The sequence below is a fragment of the Alcaligenes sp. DN25 genome (genome assembly GCF_023674485.1).
GTDB classification, from domain to species: domain Bacteria; phylum Pseudomonadota; class Gammaproteobacteria; order Burkholderiales; family Burkholderiaceae_B; genus Alcaligenes; species Alcaligenes phenolicus.
Map to the genome: position 1 here is coordinate 4,069,493 of NZ_CP098408.1, position 17,063 is coordinate 4,086,555.

The 17,063-nt window shown below is 55.3% G+C and carries 21 protein-coding genes; 1 reads left to right on the forward strand and 20 read right to left on the reverse strand.

Going from position 1 to position 17,063, the window contains the following annotated elements; translation table 11 throughout:
• The 3 genes from NBV64_RS18690 to NBV64_RS18700 are packed head-to-tail and all read right to left on the reverse strand — an operon-like array spanning nucleotide 1 to nucleotide 2,443.
• Nucleotides 1-810, reverse strand: coding sequence for an ABC transporter ATP-binding protein (locus NBV64_RS18690; protein WP_250756332.1), 810 nt, complete (start codon nucleotides 808-810; stop codon nucleotides 1-3).
• The gene (locus tag NBV64_RS18695; RefSeq protein ID WP_088451690.1) at nucleotides 807-1,898 is read right to left on the reverse strand and encodes an acyl-CoA dehydrogenase family protein; all 1,092 of its coding nucleotides are present in this window, start codon (nucleotides 1,896-1,898) and stop codon (nucleotides 807-809) included. Before NBV64_RS18695 ends, NBV64_RS18690 begins: the two co-directional genes overlap by 4 nt.
• Nucleotides 1,883-2,443 carry a carboxymuconolactone decarboxylase family protein gene (locus tag NBV64_RS18700; RefSeq protein ID WP_009462432.1) on the reverse strand — a complete coding sequence of 187 codons (561 nt, stop codon included), beginning with the start codon at nucleotides 2,441-2,443 and terminating at the stop codon, nucleotides 1,883-1,885. Before NBV64_RS18700 ends, NBV64_RS18695 begins: the two co-directional genes overlap by 16 nt.
• A gap of 129 nt (nucleotides 2,444-2,572) precedes the next feature.
• Between NBV64_RS18700 and NBV64_RS18705 the strand changes: the two genes are divergently transcribed.
• On the forward strand, nucleotides 2,573-3,541 hold the full coding sequence (locus NBV64_RS18705; protein WP_250756333.1) for an AraC family transcriptional regulator: 969 nt from the start codon (nucleotides 2,573-2,575) through the stop codon (nucleotides 3,539-3,541).
• A gap of 367 nt (nucleotides 3,542-3,908) precedes the next feature.
• On the opposite strand, the gene rpsQ is transcribed toward NBV64_RS18705, so the two are convergent.
• The 17 genes from rpsQ to rpsL all read right to left on the reverse strand — a co-directional run bounded on the left by rpsQ (nucleotide 3,909) and on the right by rpsL (nucleotide 16,745).
• Complete coding sequence (gene rpsQ / locus NBV64_RS18710) at nucleotides 3,909-4,184, reverse strand: 30S ribosomal protein S17 (protein WP_009462428.1); 276 nt, start codon at nucleotides 4,182-4,184, stop codon at nucleotides 3,909-3,911.
• Nucleotide 4,185: 1 nt separating this feature from the next.
• Nucleotides 4,186-4,377 (reverse strand): 50S ribosomal protein L29, encoded by a 192-nt coding sequence (rpmC, locus tag NBV64_RS18715; RefSeq protein WP_003803032.1) that lies wholly within the window; start codon nucleotides 4,375-4,377, stop codon nucleotides 4,186-4,188.
• A 9-nt stretch (nucleotides 4,378-4,386) separates the two neighbouring features.
• Nucleotides 4,387-4,803, reverse strand: coding sequence for a 50S ribosomal protein L16 (gene rplP, locus NBV64_RS18720; protein ID WP_003803033.1), 417 nt, complete (start codon nucleotides 4,801-4,803; stop codon nucleotides 4,387-4,389).
• Between the two features lie 3 nt (nucleotides 4,804-4,806).
• Nucleotides 4,807-5,580, reverse strand: a complete 774-nt coding sequence (rpsC, locus tag NBV64_RS18725) for a 30S ribosomal protein S3 (protein ID WP_003803035.1) — start codon at nucleotides 5,578-5,580, stop codon at nucleotides 4,807-4,809.
• 9 nt (nucleotides 5,581-5,589) lie between these two features.
• Entirely contained in the window at nucleotides 5,590-5,919 is a 330-nt protein-coding gene (gene rplV, locus NBV64_RS18730; protein ID WP_009462426.1) for a 50S ribosomal protein L22, read from the reverse strand.
• A 3-nt stretch (nucleotides 5,920-5,922) separates the two neighbouring features.
• A complete protein-coding gene (gene rpsS, locus NBV64_RS18735; RefSeq protein WP_003803039.1) occupies nucleotides 5,923-6,198 on the reverse strand; it encodes a 30S ribosomal protein S19 in 276 nt (91 codons plus the stop codon).
• 12 nt (nucleotides 6,199-6,210) lie between these two features.
• Nucleotides 6,211-7,038, reverse strand: coding sequence for a 50S ribosomal protein L2 (gene rplB, locus NBV64_RS18740; protein WP_003803041.1), 828 nt, complete (start codon nucleotides 7,036-7,038; stop codon nucleotides 6,211-6,213).
• A gap of 1 nt (nucleotide 7,039) precedes the next feature.
• Nucleotides 7,040-7,336, reverse strand: coding sequence for a 50S ribosomal protein L23 (gene rplW, locus NBV64_RS18745; RefSeq protein ID WP_003803043.1), 297 nt, complete (start codon nucleotides 7,334-7,336; stop codon nucleotides 7,040-7,042).
• The gene (gene rplD, locus NBV64_RS18750) at nucleotides 7,333-7,953 is read right to left on the reverse strand and encodes a 50S ribosomal protein L4 (RefSeq protein ID WP_009462425.1); all 621 of its coding nucleotides are present in this window, start codon (nucleotides 7,951-7,953) and stop codon (nucleotides 7,333-7,335) included. The genes rplW and rplD overlap by 4 nt, the downstream gene beginning before the upstream one ends.
• Nucleotides 7,954-7,956: 3 nt before the next feature.
• On the reverse strand, nucleotides 7,957-8,631 hold the full coding sequence (rplC, locus tag NBV64_RS18755; protein WP_003803046.1) for a 50S ribosomal protein L3: 675 nt from the start codon (nucleotides 8,629-8,631) through the stop codon (nucleotides 7,957-7,959).
• 240 nt (nucleotides 8,632-8,871) lie between these two features.
• Nucleotides 8,872-9,714 (reverse strand): ATP-binding cassette domain-containing protein, encoded by an 843-nt coding sequence (locus tag NBV64_RS18760; RefSeq protein ID WP_250756334.1) that lies wholly within the window; start codon nucleotides 9,712-9,714, stop codon nucleotides 8,872-8,874.
• Nucleotides 9,711-11,645 (reverse strand): glycine betaine ABC transporter substrate-binding protein, encoded by a 1,935-nt coding sequence (locus NBV64_RS19185; RefSeq protein ID WP_250756335.1) that lies wholly within the window; start codon nucleotides 11,643-11,645, stop codon nucleotides 9,711-9,713. The genes NBV64_RS18760 and NBV64_RS19185 overlap by 4 nt, the downstream gene beginning before the upstream one ends.
• Before the next feature lie 272 nt (nucleotides 11,646-11,917).
• The gene (gene rpsJ / locus NBV64_RS18770) at nucleotides 11,918-12,229 is read right to left on the reverse strand and encodes a 30S ribosomal protein S10 (RefSeq protein WP_003803053.1); all 312 of its coding nucleotides are present in this window, start codon (nucleotides 12,227-12,229) and stop codon (nucleotides 11,918-11,920) included.
• Nucleotides 12,230-12,375: 146 nt separating this feature from the next.
• Complete coding sequence (tuf, locus tag NBV64_RS18775) at nucleotides 12,376-13,566, reverse strand: elongation factor Tu (protein ID WP_009462422.1); 1,191 nt, start codon at nucleotides 13,564-13,566, stop codon at nucleotides 12,376-12,378.
• 77 nt (nucleotides 13,567-13,643) lie between these two features.
• The gene (gene fusA / locus NBV64_RS18780; RefSeq protein ID WP_009464203.1) at nucleotides 13,644-15,746 is read right to left on the reverse strand and encodes an elongation factor G; all 2,103 of its coding nucleotides are present in this window, start codon (nucleotides 15,744-15,746) and stop codon (nucleotides 13,644-13,646) included.
• Nucleotides 15,747-15,763: 17 nt separating this feature from the next.
• A complete protein-coding gene (gene rpsG, locus NBV64_RS18785; RefSeq protein WP_003800875.1) occupies nucleotides 15,764-16,234 on the reverse strand; it encodes a 30S ribosomal protein S7 in 471 nt (156 codons plus the stop codon).
• Between the two features lie 139 nt (nucleotides 16,235-16,373).
• Nucleotides 16,374-16,745, reverse strand: a complete 372-nt coding sequence (rpsL, locus tag NBV64_RS18790; RefSeq protein ID WP_003800872.1) for a 30S ribosomal protein S12 — start codon at nucleotides 16,743-16,745, stop codon at nucleotides 16,374-16,376.
• Nucleotides 16,746-17,063: the final 318 nt, after the last annotated feature.

Genomic DNA, 17,063 nt, shown 5'->3' on the forward strand with positions numbered 1-17,063 from the left:
TTACAAAACAGCAGCGTGAACCGCCTGGGAGAGGCTTTGCTCCAGGCTGGCCACAATTTCCAGGCGTATGGCCTGAAGCCAGTTATCCAGATGAGATCGGGGGTGGGCCGGGCAGCTCCATTCACGCTGCAAACCGGCAGGACGGCCACCTAACAGCAGGACACGGTCCGCCAGCAAGAGGGCCTCATCAATATCGTGAGTGACCAGCACAATGGCGCAGCCGGTCTGATCGCGTATCGACAGAATCAGCTCCTGCATCTGGCGACGAGTTACTTCATCCAGGGCGCCAAAGGGTTCGTCCATCAACAAGACTTGTGGGCGTCGAGCCAGACAACGCGCAATGGCAACACGCTGTGCCATACCACCCGACAAGGCACCAGGACGCTGATGACGGCTTTCATACAAACCAACCTGACGCAGCGCCTGTTCAACCCGCAGGCGGCGTTCGGCGGCGGATACGGAAGGCTGGCGCGCAAAGCCCAGACCAAAACCGGTATTGGCCTGCACATTCAGCCACGGCAAGAGAATGGCTTCCTGAAACGCCATGGCCAAAGCGGGGTGAACCCCACGCACGGGCTGCCCCAGAAAGGACACCTCTCCCTGGGTGGGTGTTTGGAGGCCTGCCAGTACCCGCAACAAAGAGGATTTACCCACTCCGCTGGGGCCCAGCAGCGCCACGATATCGCCCGCGCGCACGCTCAAGTCCAGGTTCTGCAAGATCGTCTGGCCACCGTAGGCCAGATTGATCCCCCGAGCGGACAAGAGTCCGGCCCCTTCAGAATCGGTAGGCGAGGGGGCGGCGGAACTCATACTGCATCCTGCCCAAGTTCGGCTTTCAGCTGCGCCACCGTGGGTGAAATCAAAGGCACCAGCATGGCTTCGCGATAACGGCGCAGCAGTTGCGGATGCTTGCCCTGCATATAGGTCGCCCCGCCGATCGCGGAGCTTTCCAGGGCCACAGCCTGCGACGCCAAACTACTTAGCTCGATACGGACTTTGAACAAATCAGGCGGCGTGGCCGAGCCGGGCTTACGTACGGCATCAACCAGCACATCCGACAATTCCTGCACACGATCCAGCAGGCGGCGGGCGGGCTGCTCCTGTACCCATTGGCAGCGTGGCGCATCCAGCACTTGCTTCAAGGAACGACGTGCCAAGCCCATGGTCATCCCGCATTGCAGCGCCATGAAACGGGGGCGTACCGAGCGCACAAAGTGGCCTGCGTCGGGATGCAGCAAACGCTCTTGTCCCAGACGCACAGCATTGAACTTCAAAGCGGCGGTATTGCTGCCACGCAGTCCGACCAGATCCAGATCTGCGGAACGCTCCAAGCCTGGATCGCCCAGTTCTGCCACCCAAATACCGGCTTGCTCTTCAGGCATGGCGGCCACAATGGCAACCAGGCAGTTGCCGGGACGCAGATTGGTAATCCAGGGCAAGCGGCCCTCAAACTGCCAATGTCCTTGTTCAGGCTGAGCACGCACTTGCAGCTCTTCAATGCCACCCAAAAACTTGATGGCATTGGACAGACCCGTCGCACCGGCAACACTGCCATCCAGCAAACCGGGCAAATAGCGCTCGCGCATGGCGGGGTCCTGAACGTCACGCAGGTATTCAATAAAGGTACGCTGGCTCCACAGGACAAAACCTGCCGTCAGCGAATGTTCGGCCACTTCCACGATGGATTGAACGGCATCACCGAAGTCGGAAAAATCCGCTTTCAGGCCCAGGCTCAACAAACCGTCTTGCGCCAGGCGAGGCAACAAGGCCTGCGCCTGGGATGCATCGCTATCCAGCGACAGGGCATGCTCTTCCAGCCACTGGGCCAAGCCAGGCGACAAAACAGGGCGCTCTGAGGCCAGCACAGGCTGCTCAGCGCGCTTTAAGGCGTTTCCCATGCGTAGGCCTCCAGCTGGCTATTGAGCGGCGTACGCGCCAGATTATTGGCAAAGTTGCAGATCGTCGCCAAGCCAATACCGGTAATCACTTCCAGAGCCTGCTGGTCGCCGTAACCGGCAGCACGGAAATCGGCCAGAGCCTGATCCGACACCTGACCACGGGTATCAATCACGGCGCGACTGAACAGAGCCAGAGCCTGCAGGCGCTCGTCGTTGATCTGGTCAAAGCCACGCGCACGCAAAGCGGCCAGAATTTCCGGGTCCAGCTTGGCTTTATTGGTCGCAATGGCGGTGTGACCGGCCACGCAGAAACGGCAACCGTGAGTGGTACCGGCAACCAGTTGCACGACTTCACGCTCGACCAGCGACAGGCTGGCGGTGGCGTTCAAGGCGGACATATCCTGATAGGCTTGCAGGGCAACAGGAGCATTAGCCAAAATAGCCAGCAAATTGGACAAAAAGCCGCTACCACGCACAGCTTTTTCAAGCGCTGGTTTGACCGCCTCTGGTGCGGAGTCCACAGTATGCAAAGTTAAGCGAGTCATGATGGCGACAATTCCTTAGTTAATCCGAGAAGGTTTCATTGTCGATTGACTGGCGCCTTATCTCCATGTGCGAACATAGCGGTATTCATATTAAAAATATCCACGAAAAGAAATAAGCATATTTTCTGCATGAGCGACTCAGCCTTTCCTGACAGCCATTGCGCTGTCGACTCCAAAGACACAGGACACCCTGTGGAGGAACTGCTCTTGTCCGGGCTGGAAATCTCGGCCAGCCTGTTTCACTTGGGGCAATACTGCAATCAATGGGAAAGCAGCCTGCACGGGCACCAACGCGCAGGCTTTCATGTGGTCTTGCATGGGCCGTGCTGGCTGCATATTCAGCATCAGGAAGCCTTGGCCTTGCAGGCGGGTGACGCAGTGTTCTTCTTGCGGGATGTGCCCCATCGCTTAAGCTCCTCGCCCACGCCGCCAGACTGGAATGCGGCCATGCGGCGACAAACCATGCAGAGCCTGGAGCCACAAGTGCCACACAGTACGGGCTTGCTCTGTGGTTTTCTGGATCTGGGCCGTGGTTTGAGCGAATTGCTGCTGGCGACCGTGCCTGATGTTTTGTTGATTGATGGTTCTCAGACAGATGCAGATTCAGGACGCCCTTTGCTGGACTTGATCCAGGCCGAAATGCGACGCCAGCCGCAAGCCAACTCCAGCCTGCTGGAAAAGCTGGTGGAGCTGTTGTTGTTCTATACCTTGCGCCAGCAAATCGGACAGACACCGGCCGAAGGTGCCCTGCCCGCCGGCTTGATTCATCTGGCAAGTGACCCTGCCTTTGGTGGCCTGATCGAGCAGCTGCTGCGTGAACCCGCCAAAGCCTGGTCGGTGGACGATATGGCCGCCTATCTGAATATGTCTCGTGCCGCCTTTCACCGCCGCTTTACCTTGCTGTGCGGGTTGGCACCGGCCCAGGTACTGTTGCAGCTACGTATGCAGCTGGCCAAACGCCAGCTGGAACAAGGGCTGACCATGGAGCAGATTGCCGAGCGTATCGGTTATAGCTCTGCGGCCGCATTCAGCGCCGCGTTCAGGCGCAGTGTGGGTGTCAGCCCGGCACAATGGCGCAAGCAAGACGCGCGTCCATAAGTCAGCAAGCTGCTACAACTCTGCCCCCCAGATTGTCGTCCTAACCCGAGTACGTATGCAGGTAGCTGGCACGATATAGCCCTCGCCCCATAGTTGCCACTGCATAGAATAGAACAAGCTGTTCCCGCTTTTTTGTGAAGGCTTCCGGCTTACGCATACAAGCTGCTAAGCCCCAAGCTTGATCATTCAGTTCAGCTGCGGGTTTAAGCTGCATGACGGGCAACAAGACGAAATACGAACATTGCTCCTGTCTATGAGCTATGAGCAACAGCAAAGTGGACAAGCATAAAAAAACCCCAATCTGTAAACAGATCGGGGTTTTTGACCTACCAGAGCCAGGCCGAAGCCTGGACATCTGAGCAAGCGTTTAGATCACGCGGGCTGCTTCGATCAGACGCACAACAGTCCAGGACTTGCTGCGGCTGATAGGACGGCCTTCGGTAATCTCAACGGTATCGCCTTCGTTGTACTGGTTGGTCTCGTCGTGCGCTTTGTATTTATTGGAGCGGACGATGATCTTGCCATACAAGGGATGTTTAACGCGGCGTTCAACCAGAACGACGACAGTTTTGTCCATCTTGTTGCTGACAACTTGACCGATCAGGGTACGTTGACGTTTTGCGGTAGTTTGAGTTTCGCTCATCTTACTTTCCTGCGGTCTCAGCCATGACGGTACGGACGCGAGCGATGTCGCGACGTACTTTGCCCAATTGGCTGGTGTTGGAAAGCTGTTGAGTAGCACGCTGCATGCGCAGGTTAAATTGTGCTTTCAACAGGCTCTCGAGCTCTTTTTGGAGCTCGGCGGCATCTTTAGTACGGAGTTCGCTGGCTTTCATGACGTCTCCTTAAGCACCGATCTGACGCGTTACGAACGTCGTCGAGATAGGCAGCTTGGCAGCGGCCAGACGGAATGCTTCGCGTGCCAGCTCTTCGCTAACACCTTCCATTTCGTACAGGACCTTGCCTGGTTGAATCTCAGCGACCCAGAACTCTGGATTACCCTTACCGTTACCCATACGAACTTCGGCAGGTTTCTGCGAAATTGGCTTATCGGGGAAGATGCGGATCCAGATGCGGCCACCACGTTTGATGTGACGGTTAATTGCACGACGTGCTGCTTCGATCTGGCGAGCAGTCAGACGGCCACGGTCAGTGGCTTTCAGACCAAATTCGCCAAACGAAACTTGCGCACCGCGAGTAGCCAGACCGGTGTTACGGCCTTTGTGCTCTTTGCGATACTTTCTGCGAGAAGGTTGCAGCATGTTTTATTCTCCTTCGGACGCAGCAGGAGCAGCGTCTTTACGAGGACCGCGGCCACGACCACCTGGACGGCGGTTTTCAGGGCGGTCACCACGTGGACGACGTGGGCGGCGCTCTTCAGGGGCTACGGTGTCAACAGGCATTTCGCCGTTAGGCAGCATGTCGCCCTTGTAGACCCAGACCTTGATACCGATGATCCCGTACGTCGTGTGCGCTTCGGAAGTACCGTAATCGATGTTAGCGCGCAGGGTGTGCAGAGGCACACGGCCTTCGCGGTACCATTCGGTACGAGCGATTTCGATGCCGTTCAAGCGACCCGAGCTCATGATCTTGATGCCTTGGGCACCCAGACGCATGGCGTTTTGCATGGAACGCTTCATCGCACGACGGAACATGATGCGCTTTTCCAATTGCTGAGCAATGGAGTCGGCGATCAGTTGAGCGTCGGTTTCAGGTTTGCGAATTTCTTCGATGTTAACGTGCACTGGCACGCCCAACAGGCGCTGCAGGTCAGCCTTCAGGCTTTCGATATCCTCGCCGCGCTTGCCGATCACTACACCAGGACGAGCCGAGTAAATAGTGATGCGAGCATTCTTGGCAGGACGCTCGATGACCACACGGCCAACGGACGCACTTTTCAGCTTGCGTTTCAGGTATTCGCGCACACGGATGTCGTCAGCCAACATCGTACCGAACTCAGCACCGTCAGCGTACCAACGCGAGCTCCAGTTACGGTTAACAGCCAGGCGGAACCCAATTGGGTGGATTTTCTGTCCCATTGTGACTCCTTAAGCGCCGACTTTGACCACAATGTGGCAAGTCTGCTTCTCAATACGGTTACCGCGGCCTTTGGCTCGTGCAGAAAAACGCTTCAACGACTGAGCCTTGTCCACGTAAATGGAGGTGACTTTCAGTTCGTCGATGTCGGCGCCGTCATTGTGCTCAGCGTTGGCAATAGCCGATTCCAGAGCTTTCTTGATGATGCCAGCGGCTTTCTTGGGAGTGAAAGTCAGCGTATTCAGAGCGTGAGCGACGGACTTGCCGCGGACCATGTCCGCAACCAGACGTGCTTTTTGCGCCGAAATATGGACTCCACGAATAATTGCTGTAGTTTCCATCACTTATCTCCGGGCCTTTTTGTCCGCAGCGTGACCCTTGAAAGTACGGGTCAAGGCGAACTCGCCGAGCTTGTGGCCAACCATGTTCTCGTTGATATAAACGGGAATGTGTTGACGGCCATTGTGAACGGCAATCGTCAGCCCAATGAACTCGGGCAGGATGGTAGAGCGGCGCGACCAGGTTTTGATTGGTCGCTTGTCGTTACCCACAACGGCTGCGTCAACCTTTTTGATCAGGTGAGCATCAACGAATGGGCCTTTTTTGATCGAACGTGACATAGTGTTCGCCCCTTACTTGCGCTTACGGCGCGAAACAATCATGTTGTCTGTGCGCTTGTTACGACGGGTGCGGTAGCCCTTGGCAGGAGTACCCCATGGGCTGACTGGCTCACGGCCTTCACCCGTACGACCTTCACCACCACCGTGCGGGTGATCGACTGGGTTCATCGCCACACCGCGAACGGTAGGACGAATACCACGCCAGCGAACAGCACCGGCTTTACCGATTTGACGCAGGCTGTGATCGTGGTTGCTGACTTCGCCAATCGTGGCGCGGCAGTCGATGTGAATGCGGCGAACCTCACCGGAACGCAGACGCACTTGAGCGTACGTGCCTTCACGAGCCAGCAACACAGCGGAACCACCAGCGGAACGAGCGATTTGAGCACCCTTACCAGGCAGCATCTCGATGCAGTGAATGGTTTGACCCACAGGAATGTTGCGGATAGGCAAAGTGTTGCCGGAACGGATAGGAGCTTCCGCGCCAGACACAACCGTTGCACCCACTTCCAGACCACGAGGGGCGATGATGTAACGACGCTCGCCGTCCGCGTAGCACACCAATGCGATGTGAGCGCTGCGGTTAGGGTCGTATTCCAGACGTTCTACTTTCGCAGGAATACCGTCCTTGTTGCGACGGAAGTCGACAATACGGTAATGCTGCTTGTGACCGCCGCCACGGTGACGAACCGTGATGTGGCCGTTGTTGTTACGGCCAGCACTGCTGGATTTCTTTTCCAGCAAAGCCGCGTAAGGAGCGCCTTTGTGCAGTTCAGGGTGAACCACTTTGATCATGCCACGGCGACCTGGCGACGTTGGTTTTACTTTTACCAATGCCATATTAGTTCACCTCAGAAAAGTCGAGTTCCTGACCGGGCTTGAGCGAGACATATGCCTTGCGCACACTGCGGCGGCGACCCATGAAACGGCCAAAGCGCTTTTCCTTGCCCTTCTGATTGAGCACCTGCACCGACTCAACTTCTACTTTGAACAGCAGTTCAATAGCAGCTTTGATTTCAGGCTTGGTAGCATCAGGAGCGACGCGGAAAGCGATTTGCTGATTTTTTTCGGCAACGTACGTGGCTTTTTCAGTCACGACAGGAGCCAGAATTACTTGCAATAGACGTTCGGCGTTCATCCCAACATCTCCTCAAACTGAGCGACAGCCGCTTTGGTGACCAACACTTTTTTGTAGTGGATCAGGGACAGCGGGTCGGCGTAGCGTGGTTCAACCACAGCAACGTGAGGCAGGTTACGCGTAGCCAGGTACACGTTCTCGTCCAGCGCGTCGGTGATGATCAGCACGGATTCCAGGCCCAGGTCTTTCAGCTTGTTGGCTGCCAGACGGGTCTTGGGTGCCTCCAGAGTGAAGGAATCAACAACCAACAGACGCTCGTCACGGACCAACTGAGACAGAATCGCGCTGATACCGGCGCGGTACATCTTCTTGTTGACCTTGTGTGCGTAGTTTTCTTCACCGGTGTTGGGGAATGCACGACCGCCTCCACGCCACACGGGCGAGGATGTCATACCAGCACGAGCGCGGCCGGTGCCTTTCTGGCGCCATGGCTTCTTGGTGCTGTGGTTGACTTCGGCACGAGTCAATTGCTTGCTGTTACCGCTGCGAGCATTGGCTTGGTATGCAACAACGATCTGGTGAACCAGTGCTTCGTTGAATTCACGACCGAAAACGGTTTCGTTGGCCTGCAATGTGGATGCAGCTTGGCCTTGTTCGTTCAGGAGCTTCAGTTCCATGGATTAGGCTCCTTTCACAGCAGGGCGCACAACGATATTGGCATTCTTGTGACCTGGGACAGCGCCCCGGACCAGCAACAAGCCACGCTCGGCGTCGACGCGGATCACGTCAAGATTCTGAACCGTACGGGTAACGTCACCCATATGGCCCGACATTTTTTTACCTTTGAACACACGGCCTGGATCCTGGGCTTGACCAATGGAACCGGGTACGCGGTGCGAGCGCGAGTTACCGTGGCTGTTACGCTGGCCGCCAAAATTGTGGCGTTTGATGGTACCGGCAAAGCCTTTACCGATCGTGGTGCCCGTAACGTCAACCTTCTGACCCGCTTCGAAAATGCTTTCCACAGCAACTACGGAACCGGCGGAAAGCTCGGCGATAGCAGCGGGGTCGAGGCGGAATTCTTTCAGGATGCTGCCAGCTTCAACGCCAGCTTTTGCATAGTGCCCTGCCTGGGGCTTGGTAACGCGTGTTGCACGACGGGTGCCAAAGGCAACCTGTACAGCAGCGTAACCGTCAACTGCGGGCGTCTTGACCTGGGTGATGCGGTTGTTGGACACGTCCAGCACGGTCACAGGGATGGACTCGCCTTCCTCTGTAAACACACGGGTCATGCCAACTTTACGCCCAACAAGGCCCAGCCGCCACGCGGCAGGCGTAGGTGTCGAGTTCGACATCGTTTTCTCCATTCCTGACTACGATTGGTCAGGGCTAACTGAGAGTACACGCAATAATTTGCGCGACGACCATAGCCAAAACTTTTTGGCTAAGCTAGTAAATATAGCACGCGGCTGTAAAGCCAAGCAAGATTTACTGCAAAAATCTGCCCTAAACTGCTTGATTGACAACAGTTTTTTTGAATTCGGGGTGCTTGGCTATGCAGTCTGAACCAGAAAAATTGATCTGCTGCGCATTTTCTATTGGTGCGCCTTATTGACAAAACGAGCCACGTATTCGTTCACCGGTTCATCACGAATTTGAGCCGGAGTACCGCTTTGTTCCACCCTGCCCTCACGTAGCACCACAATATGCTTGCCCAACCGTAATGCCTCATCAATATCGTGAGTAATAAAGATGATGGTTTTGTTCAGGCTGCTTTGCAGGCGTAAAAGCTCATCCTGCATCTCGTAGCGAATCAAGGGATCCAGGGCCGAGAAGGCTTCGTCCATCAAAAGAATGTCTGCATCAACGGCCAAGGCTCGGGCAAGTCCTACTCGTTGCTGCATCCCGCCTGACAATTCGTCCGGATAGTTATCGGCATAATCATGCAGACCCACGCGCTCCAGCCATTGCCGAGCCTGCTCTCTGGCCTGTGAACGCTTGTCTCCTCGGACCTCCAGACCGAAGGCGACGTTCTCCACCACCGTCAAATGGGGCAGCAAGCCAAAGGCCTGAAAGACCATGCTGATTCCATAGCGACGAAATTGTCGCAAGCTGGCCATGTGCAGCTGCAATATGTCCTGCCCATCCACCAACACCTGCCCGGCACTGGGGTCGATCAAACGGTTGATGTGACGCACCAGCGTGGATTTGCCCGAACCGGATAAACCCATGACGCAGGATATCTGCTGCGCGGGAAAGCAGGCATCGACCCCTGCCAGGCCTACGATGCAATCCGTCTGCTTTTGCACGGCCTGCTTGTCGGCCCCCTGCTTTAACAGCTCTACGGCTTCGGTCGCCCGGCTCCCAAAGACCTTATAAACGTCTCGCAGTTCTATCTTGCAGGCCTGCTCACCCGAGGGGGTAGGAATGGTATTCATGCTTGCCTCCTGACCTTGCGACGGTGACGCTGAGAACGACCAAAGGATTGAGAGATTCGGTCAATAACAATGGCCAGGATCACAATCGCCACCCCCGCCTGCAAACCACGTCCTATATCTAGTGTCTGAATACCAGCCAGCACGTCTTCACCCAAACCCTGGGCTCCAATCATGGAAGCAACTACCACCATGGACAAGGCCATCATGGTGGTTTGATTAATACCGGCCATGATGCTGGGTCGCGCCAGCGGCAAGGTGACCTTGGTCAGCATTTGCCAGCGTGTAACCCCGTACGCCTGGGCTGCTTCCATCACATGTTTGTCCACCTGTCGCAAGCCCAGGCTGGTCAGGCGAATCAAGGGAGGGACGGCATAGACAACAGTGGCCAAAACGGCGGGAACCTTACCCAGACCGAACAGCATCAGTACCGGGATCAGATACACAAAACTGGGCATGGTTTGCATCACATCCAGTACGGGCGTCAGCACTTTTCTAAGCAGACGGCTACGAGCACTAAGAATGCCAACCGGGACGCCAATCAGCACAGAAAAGACTGTGGCCACCAGCACCAAGGTGAAGGTTTGCATCAGCTTGTCCCACAGACCCATGGCGCCTATCAAGTACAGGCCCGCTACATAGAGCAGAACAGGCAAAAAGCGCCGTTGTCCCCACCAGGCCAGCAAACCGGTCAACGCCAGAATCGCCCAGGCAGGCACCTGCTGCAACACACGCTCTACCGGCAAGATGGCATGCGTCAGAATCCAGGCACTGATCTGACGAAATCCTGTTCCCCAATCCTGTACGACAACCAGCAACTGACGGTTCACCCAATCAGCAGCCGACCACTCCGGGAAGAAACGGGACTGCGCTGTGGCTACTGGTTTTGTTGCTTGAGGCTCCAAAGCAGCCTGCAAGCGATCTGCCTGAGCCACTGGCATCCACTGACGCCATTGCTCTTCGTTTTCTTTCAGGAACTTCTGTACCTGCGTACTGGCGTTCTGCCCGCCTTCGGTCATGCCCAAAATGATCTTGTTCATCTGCTCGGGCTCCAGCTGGATCTTTTCAAACAAAGTGACCAGCTCGGGGTGGGACTCTACGAAAGGAGTAGAAGCCGCTACGCCTATATGCGCCAGGATAAAGTCCGTAGGGCAGATCTTGCCCTTGCCCGACACAGCAGCTTCCCAACAGCTTTCATTGAAAGGCGCGCTAGCTAACTTCTTGAAGGAATATTTGGCCATCAGACCCGCAGGCTGCCAGTAATAGAACAGGATGGGTTCACGCCTGTCATAGGCGGCGCTGATTGCCGCATCCAGAGCCGCACCCGTACCGGGCCGAAAGTTTTGATAGTGCTCGCCCAAACCATAGAGATTGAACAGGCGACTATTGAAGGTTTCACATACCCAGCCGGAGGGGCAGTTATAGAAGCGGCCTTTATTGGGCTGTTCCGGGTCACTAAAAACAGTGGCGTAGCGCCCTAAATCCTCAACTTTCTGTAGATCGGGTGCAGTTGGCTTGATTCCCTTGTCCGGGTCGCCATCGATGACATAGTCCGGCACATACCAGCCCTGTTCTGCCCCACCCTTCAGGGTATTACCAAGTACCTGCACCTGGCCGGCTTCAATGGCTTTTTCAATGATCTCGGTACGTCCCGACCAGATCTCGCCAATTACTTGAATATCATTTTGCGCCAGCGCACTTTCCAAAGCCGCCGAGGAGCCTGGAACCCGTTCGGTCTTGCAACCGTAGGCCTTCTCCAGAATCTGCTGATACAGCTCGGTGCTAAATGCTGCGCTCTCCCAGCTCAGGTCCGCCAGCCGTATGGGTTTGTCGTCCGCACACGCTTGCGCTGATGCGCTGCTTCCCCACAGACATAGCCAGAGCGCCAGGAAATACCACAGGACCAGGAACGGCTTTCTTCTCCGATTTATCATTCTTGTCCTCCTTCAACCCTGCCCATCGTCGCATTTGTAGCCCTGGCAAAGTGTGTCCGGTCGTAAAAAGTAGACCAAAACCCGCTTTTTCCCAATAACAACACCATGATGAACTAGCCATGAACCACCTGAGAGCAAAGCTCTTGTTCTGTTCAGGATAAACGGACAGTCGCCATTGCTCCTGCAGCGCCAGAAGGAAACGTGCAGACGAAAAAAAACGCCATGCGGTCGCATGGCGTTTCTTTCGATGTAACTCGAACAGCTAGGCAGAATTACTGCAGAGCGATTTCGACGTCAACACCGGCTGGCAAATCCAGACGCATCAGAGCGTCGACGGTCTTGTCGGTAGGATCGACAATGTCCATCAAGCGCTGGTGGGTACGCATTTCAAACTGATCGCGCGATGTCTTGTTGACGTGCGGCGAACGCAGAATGTCGTAGCGACGGATACGTGTTGGCAGTGGTACTGGACCACGAACAACAGCGCCGGTGCGCTTGGCGGTTTCTACGATCTCAGCAGCAGACTGATCGATCAACTTGTAATCGTAAGCCTTCAGACGGATGCGGATTTTCTGGTTTTTCATGGGTAATCCTAAAGAACGATATAAGTGGGGCCTTTTTGACCGGGTTTATCGATTACTCGAAGAAACGCTGACTAAAAAGCACCCCTTTTGGGGGTAGCAAAGACGCGGCGGGAAGGTTTGCACCTTCACACCGCGATCAAGGCTTATTACTTGATGATTTTTGCAACCACGCCAGCGCCAACGGTACGGCCGCCTTCGCGAATAGCGAAGCGCAGACCTTCTTCCATGGCGATAGGAGCGATCAGGGACACTTTCATCGAAATGTTGTCGCCTGGCAGAACCATTTCCTTGTCTTCTGGCAGCTCGATGGTGCCGGTCACGTCAGTTGTACGGAAGTAGAACTGAGGACGGTAGCCCTTGAAGAAAGGAGTGTGACGACCACCTTCTTCTTTGGACAGAATGTACACCTCGGCGTCGAAGTCAGTGTGTGGCTTGATCGAGCCTGGCTTGGCCAGAACCTGACCACGTTCCACGTCTTCACGCTTGGTACCACGCAGCAGCAGACCGACGTTATCGCCAGCTTCGCCCTGGTCCAGCAGTTTGCGGAACATTTCAACGCCGGTACAAATGGTCTTGACCGTGTCTTTGATACCCACGATTTCGATTTCTTCGCCGACCTTGATGATGCCGCGCTCAATACGACCGGTCACAACCGTACCACGGCCGGAGATCGAGAACACGTCTTCAACAGGCATCAGGAAGGTACCGTCAACGGCACGCTCAGGCGTAGGAATGTAGCTGTCCAGCGCTTCGGCCAGAGCCAGAACGGCTTGGCTGCCCAGTGGGCCTTCGTCGCCTTCCAGAGCCAGTTTGGCCGAACCCTTGATGATCGGGGTGTCGTCGCCAGGGAAGTCGTACTTGGACAACAGTTCACGAACTTCCATTTCAACCAGTTCGATCAGCTCTTCGTCATCAACCATGTCGGCCTTGTTCAGGAACACGATGATGTAAGGAACGCCAACCTGACGGCTCAGCAGGATGTGCTCGCGAGTCTGGGGCATTGGGCCGTCAGCAGCCGAGCAAACCAGAATAGCGCCGTCCATCTGGGCAGCACCGGTAATCATGTTCTTGACGTAGTCAGCGTGGCCGGGGCAGTCAACGTGAGCGTAGTGACGGTTAGGCGTTTCGTACTCAACGTGCGACGTGCTGATGGTGATACCACGTGCTTTTTCTTCAGGGGCGTTGTCGATCTGCGAGTAATCGCGCGCTTCGCCGCCGTATGCCTTGGACAGAACCGTGCAGATTGCAGCGGTCAGAGTGGTTTTACCGTGGTCAACGTGACCGATAGTACCGACGTTGACGTGCGGTTTAGTCCGTTCAAACTTACCTTTTGCCATGATTTATCCCAATTATGTTTTACAGGAAAACAAAAAAATTGTTGAGCAGCCCGCCATAGGGCGGGCTGATATTGCTATTACTTACCGCGAGCGCTGATCACTTCGTCAGCCACGTTCTTTGGAGCTTCAGCATATTGCTTGAATTCCATCGTGTACGTAGCGCGACCTTGTGTTTGCGAACGCAGGCTGGTCGAGTAACCGAACATCTCGGCCAGAGGAACCTCGGCCTTGATGACCTTGCCACCACCAACCATATCGTCCATACCCTGAACCATACCGCGACGGGAGGACAAGTCACCCATCACTGTACCGGCGTATTCCTCAGGGGTTTCAACTTCTACAGCCATGGTGGGCTCCAGCAGAACTGGGGCAGCCTTGCGCATACCATCCTTGAAGGCCATCGAAGCGGCCATACGGAAGGCGTTTTCGTTCGAGTCCACATCGTGGTACGAACCGAAGAACAGCGTAGCCTTGACGTCAACCACTGGGTAGCCAGCGACCACACCTGCGGACAGGGTTTCGCGAATACCTTTTTCAACGGCAGGAATGAATTCGCGAGGAACCACACCGCCCTTGATGGCGTCAACGAACTCAAAGCCACCGCCTGCTTCCAGGGGCTCCAGCTTGAGGACAACGTGACCGTACTGACCACGACCACCGGACTGTTTGACGAATTTACCTTCGATTTCGTCGCAAGTCTTGCGGATGGTTTCGCGGTAAGCCACTTGTGGTTTACCCACGTTGGCTTCCACGCCGAATTCACGGCGCATGCGGTCTACCAGAACTTCCAGGTGCAGCTCGCCCATACCGGAAATAATGGTCTGGCCGGATTCTTCGTCGCTGCTGACGCGGAAAGAAGGATCTTCCTGAGCCAGACGGGACAAGGCCACGCCCATTTTTTCCTGGTCGGACTTGGTTTTTGGTTCCACAGCCTGCGAAATCACGGGCTCTGGGAACTCCATGCGTTCCAGAATGATGTGCTGACCGGCGTCACACAGGGTTTCACCTGTGGTCACGTCTTTCAGACCCACCACGGAAGCGATGTCACCAGCAACCAGTTCTTTCAGCTCGGCACGGTTGTTTGCGTGCATCTGCAAGATACGGCCGATACGCTCTTTCTTGCCCTTGATAGGGTTGTAGACCGTGTCGCCCGAACGCAGAACGCCCGAGTAAACGCGTACGAAAGTCAATTGACCAACAAAGGGGTCAGTCATCAGCTTGAACGCCAGAGCGGACATTGGCTCTTCGTCGCTGGCTTTACGATGAATGACTTCACCGTCATCGTCCGTACCTTCGACAGGTGGAATATCCACTGGCGATGGCAGGTAATCGATCACGGCGTCCAGCATGCGCTGTACACCCTTGTTCTTGAACGCGGTACCGCACAGCATTGGCTGAATTTCGCAGGCAATGGTACGTGTACGCAGACCCAGGTTGATGTCCTCTTCGGAGAGGTCACCGTTTTCCAGGTACTTGTTCATCAGGTCTTCGCTGGCTTCAGCAGCCGACTCGACCATTTTTTCACGCCATTCTTCAGCCGAAGCTTGCAGCTCGGCAGGAATGTCGGTGTATTCAAACTTCACGCCGTTGCTGGCTTGATCCCAGATGATTGCTTTCATCTTGATCAGGTCAACCACGCCTTGGAAATCTTCTTCAGCGCCGATCGGGATAACGACAGGCACGGGGTGGGCTTTCAGACGCAGCTTGAGCTGGTCGTAAACCTTGAAGAAGTTAGCGCCAGTACGGTCCATCTTGTTGATGAAAGCCAGACGAGGCACACCGTATTTGTTGGCTTGACGCCATACGGTTTCCGACTGAGGCTGAACACCACCCACCGCGCAGTACACCATGCAAGCGCCGTCCAGCACGCGCATGGAACGCTCAACTTCAATAGTGAAGTCAACGTGGCCGGGGGTATCAATGATGTTGATACGGTGTTCTGGGTAATTGCCCGCCATACCACGCCAGAAAGCAGTGGTAGCAGCCGAGGTAATGGTGATCCCGCGCTCTTGCTCTTGCTCCATCCAGTCCATGGTGGCCGAACCTTCGTGGGTTTCGCCCAGTTTGTGGTTCACACCGGTGTAGAACAGGATGCGCTCGGTAGTGGTCGTTTTCCCGGCGTCGATGTGAGCCGAGATACCGATGTTGCGATAGCGCTGAATAGGGGTTTTGCGGGCCATGGTTATATGTCCTCAGATTACCAACGGAAATGGCTGAATGCTTTGTTAGCATCGGCCATCTTGTGCGTGTCTTCACGCTTTTTCATTGCACCGCCACGGCCTTCAGCCGCATCGGACAATTCGCCGGCCAGGCGCAAGTCCATCGATTTTTCACCGCGCTTTTTAGCGGCTTCACGCACCCAGCGCATGGCCAGAGCCAAACGACGCACGGGACGCACTTCGACAGGTACCTGGTAGTTAGCGCCACCAACACGGCGGCTCTTCACTTCAACAACAGGTTTTACATTATTGATGGCAGCATTAAACACTTCGAGCGGATCTTTGCCGGTTTTCTGCGCAATTTGTTCCAGCGCGCCATAAACAATACGTTCGGCAACAGCTTTCTTGCCGGACAGCATGACCACGTTCATGAACTTGGCCAGCTCAACGCTGCCAAATTTCGGGTCAGGTAGGATTTCACGTTTGGGTACTTCGCGACGGCGAGGCATTTTTATTTCCTTGTGACTATTCAGTTGAACCGCTTTTCGCGGTCTCGGTCATTCATGACAAATGACCACTTACCTACCATGGCACTCAGGCCACGGTTGCACGGATCCAGACCAGGGAACTGATCAATGGATACATGGATTACTTGGGACGCTTGGCGCCGTACTTGGAGCGGGCTTGTTTACGATCCTTGACGCCTTGCAGGTCAAGAGCACCGCGAACAATGTGGTAACGCACACCTGGCAAGTCTTTAACACGACCACCACGGACGAGAACGACCGAGTGCTCTTGCAGGTTGTGGCCTTCACCACCGATGTAAGAAATGACTTCGAAGCCGTTGGTCAGACGCACTTTGGCGACTTTACGCAGAGCGGAGTTAGGCTTCTTGGGGGTCGTGGTGTATACACGGGTGCAAACACCGCGGCGTTGTGGGCAGTTCTCGAGCGCAGGGCTCTTGCTGCTAACGCGGCTGACTTCGCGCGGTTTACGCACGAGCTGGCTAATGGTTGGCATGACCTTTACGTATCCTATAACGTACTTTACGTACTGGTTGACGTATATGTTTTGAAAAACGCCGTCCAGTTGGCGGGTGTTGAAACCCTGGACCGGAAGCGGCATTGCGCAATACCACTCCCCATAAAACACGAAAAAGAGCGGTCTTGCACATGGCTTGGGCTTGATTTCAAGCACTAAAAAAGTGCCCGCAGCCCCTAAATTCAGGGCTGCCATCAAATTACTGCAAGGTGTACCGGCAAAGGATCCTTAAAGTAAGCTCTAAAATTTACCACAGTAAACCCTTATAGGTCAACGATTTGGACACCAATCCGGCAG